Here is a 524-nt window from a genome sequence, read left to right on the forward strand (position 1 = left end):
CGACGGGCGGAACGCTGTGGCTGATCAACATCGCCATCATCGCCTTGCTTGTTTTCTCTTCGAATAGAAAAGGCCTGAAGAGCGCGATCTTGAGCCTGTTCCTTTTTGCCGGACTATTGTTCGTCAAATCGCTCGACGGCCATGCCGCTTCGACGAGCGCAGGCTATATGACAATCGCGATGAACTTCATCCATCTGAATGCCGCTTCCATTTGGACTGGCGGACTCGCGATGTTTGTGCTGTTTTTCGGAAAAGACTGGCTGAAGCCTGACAAAAGTTTGATATGGGAAACCATTCGGCGCTTCTCGCCATGGGCGCTCGCTTCAGCAGGGCTACTCATATTCTCGGGCCTTTTCAACAGCTTTTTCATTGTTCATACACTGGATAACCTGTTCGGGACGGCTTACGGAAAAGCGCTCCTTGTGAAATCGGCGCTCGTCCTTCTCATGATCGGACTCGGGGCATTTCACTATTTTCGTTTTAGAAAAGCGCCGAAACAGCAGGACGGCCGTTCGATGAAAGCT

At 51.3% G+C, this 524-nt stretch carries 1 protein-coding gene; it reads left to right on the forward strand.

Annotated elements, in window-relative coordinates:
- On the forward strand, positions 1-524 hold a 524-nt coding region (locus ACWHAR_RS31795), incomplete at both ends, for a copper resistance D family protein (protein WP_452089017.1).

This window comes from Bacillus sp. LR--39 (assembly GCF_053613335.1).